This is a genomic window from Bacillus sp. P4_D3, from assembly GCF_056401855.1.
In genome coordinates this window covers 1-1,892 of the sequence record NZ_JBFUIN010000604.1, presented here as the reverse complement: position 1 = coordinate 1,892, position 1,892 = coordinate 1, and the positions used below count along the sequence as shown (strand labels likewise).

Below are 1,892 nucleotides of genomic sequence, written 5' to 3'. Positions count from 1 at the left end.
AAGCTAGACATTTCTTTGAAACATTTTTTGATTTTCAATTTTTGGAGCAAAAGGGAAAGGCGCTTGTAGTGATGAGTGATGAGAATGGATTTATACTGGTGTTAAGTGATCCAAAAGCGTTCAAGGGGAAAAAGGATGTTACATATCCTGAAGCTTTTCATATTGGTTTTTTGGTGGAAACTTCAAGTGAAGTTGATCGAGCATATAATCGTTTAGTAGCTGGGGGCATTGAAATAGACAAGGAACCTTACACAATGAGAGGTAGTAGTTATGGTTTTTATTTTACAATATTTAATGGATTATTAATTGAAGTTTCTTGCCTTGATTATAGAGATGGTAAGAAAGTTTCAAAACTAAATAGCATTCATCAAGAGTAATTGTTTGAAGGTGTATATATAGCCCCTTATCGAGTTTTGGAAGGGGCTTGATCATTTTATTTGTATGATAAGTGAAAAACAAACTGTTAATAAACTAGAGGGTATTCATCTTAAAGCAAATATTGTRTGTTTAAAATAAAGTTGTATAAAAAGGTCTATTTTTTAGGGGAAGTGCTTATGCATAAAAGAACTCTAATTTCTTGTGTGCTGTTGCTAGAAAATTTAGAGAATCAACAGTGTTTCTGATGTGATGAGGTGCGAAACTATTATGAGTAGCACAGTGATATAAATAGGAGGTTCTCACTATGACAACTTCATATAAAGCTATGGCATTCCAGCTGAAAACGGAACGACTCGACCTGAATATGTGGGAGGAATCCGATGCAGTATGGCTGAGAAAATTAATTGGCGAACGTGGTGTGGACATGCCAACCATTGACTCTGTTCGTAGCTATCTTATTGAGATGCGCAAGAAAGCAGCTGAAAATGGTATTTCTCTTCTCACTATTCGTAGGCGAGACGAAGGCGATTTCATCGGATACTGTGGCTTRATTATCGGTCGTTCCACGCTTGAAGAGCCGGAGATTGCATACGAGTTGTTCCGCAGTGCTCATCGCAAGGGTTATGCGACAGAGGCAGCAACAGCTGTGCTAGAGGCTGCGATTGCTACGGGGCGCCAAAGACTTTGGTCGACTGTAGGCGCTTGGAATGTTGCGTCCTTCCGGGTATTAGAAAAGATAGGATTTAAGCGGCATCACAGTACGTGGGGTGAACGCGGTGAGATTGTTTGGAACGTACGTGATCTGTAGAGGCTTGACTAAATTCGGAACAATGAAAAATGTAAAAGAAAGCCCATATGTTAGGTTACTTAGTAATCTAACATATGGGCTTTTCCTTATAGTAAATATTGATTTTGTATATATTTAAGTGTAAAAGTCTATTGTTTATTTTAATTTTTTACATCTTCATATAATTGGAGCGCTTCTTTCACATTCAATCTATTCTTCACAATACCATGTATCGCTTGAATCATCGCAGCTGGATGTTCGGACTGCCATATGTTTCGGCCCATATCTACTCCGATTGCGCCTTCTTGCAGCGCATTGTACGTAATGTTTAATGCGTCTTCGATTGAATCTAGTTTCGGTCCGCCCGCGATTACGACTGGAGCAGGGCATGTGCTTGTGATTTTTTCGAATCCTTCACAATAGTACGTTTTAATAATGTCAGCTCCCATTTCAACACATACGCGGGAAGCGAGTGCTAGGAAGCGAGCTTCACGTTTTTGTAATTCTTTCGCAACGGCGGTAATACCGAGTACTGGCAGGCCGTAATCGTGAGCTTCAGATACTACATTTGCGAGATTTGAAACAGTTTGTGTTTCATAGTCTGATCCGACAAAGACAGAAACGCCGACGCCAATTGCGTTTTGTTTTACTGCTTCTTTCACAGGTGTAACAATTGTTTCATTCGCTAAATCTTTGCCGACTACAGTTGCCCCGCCTGATACACGCA

At 39.7% G+C, this 1,892-nt stretch carries 3 protein-coding genes; 2 read left to right on the top strand and 1 reads right to left on the bottom strand.

Annotated elements, in window-relative coordinates; translation table 11 throughout:
* A partial coding sequence (locus AC1DTM_RS24605) for a VOC family protein (protein WP_477001111.1) occupies positions 1-377 on the top strand: 377 nt, incomplete at its 5' end.
* A 305-nt stretch (positions 378-682) separates the two neighbouring features.
* The gene (locus tag AC1DTM_RS24600; RefSeq protein WP_016105193.1) at positions 683-1,186 is read left to right on the top strand and encodes a GNAT family N-acetyltransferase; all 504 of its coding nucleotides are present in this window, start codon (positions 683-685) and stop codon (positions 1,184-1,186) included.
* A 140-nt stretch (positions 1,187-1,326) separates the two neighbouring features.
* Here AC1DTM_RS24600 and lsrF read toward each other — a convergent pair.
* Positions 1,327-1,892: 3-hydroxy-5-phosphonooxypentane-2,4-dione thiolase (gene lsrF / locus AC1DTM_RS24595; protein ID WP_477001110.1), on the bottom strand; the 566-nt coding region annotated here is incomplete at its 5' end.